The organism is Terrisporobacter mayombei, from assembly GCF_020748465.1.
Taxonomy (GTDB): Bacteria; Bacillota; Clostridia; order Peptostreptococcales; family Peptostreptococcaceae; genus Terrisporobacter; species Terrisporobacter mayombei.
In genome coordinates, this window is the sequence record NZ_JAHZMP010000306.1 from 1 (window position 1) to 429 (window position 429).

A 429-nucleotide genomic window follows, 5' to 3' on the forward strand; every position below is an offset into this window, starting at 1 on the left:
CCGGATCGGGCTGAATGTTGCTGTAGACATCGCCATGTTTTTCCATCACCGCGAACATGGTTTCGTCGCACAGCGTGCCGCCGCAGAACAGGCCACGAATGTATTTCTGCTGCGGTTGCAGACGCGCACGCACATCCGCAATCAACGGCTGGTTAAGCGTATGCAGGTCGAGATTTTCCTGTTTCACGCCGGAGAGCATCACCGCTTTTAGCGCTGCCTCTTTGGTGCCGCGGGCAAACTGTAGCCCCTGCTCATCCACTGGCGTTTCGCCACGATCGAGGAAGCAGACGACCACCGGCTTGCGGCAGGCGCGCGCACGTTCCAGCACTTTGCGGGCCACCGCAGGCGCAGGCGGTTTGGAGATAAGCGCAATGATTTCAGTTTGCGGATCGTTTTCCAGCATCCCGATGGCGTCGAGCATCATCAGGC

General features: G+C 59.0%; 1 pseudogene. It reads right to left on the bottom strand.

The features are described 5' to 3' along the window. A pseudogene (locus K0039_RS25605) lies at nt 1-403 on the bottom strand (hypothetical protein); the annotation flags it as partial. Nucleotides 404-429: the final 26 nt, after the last annotated feature.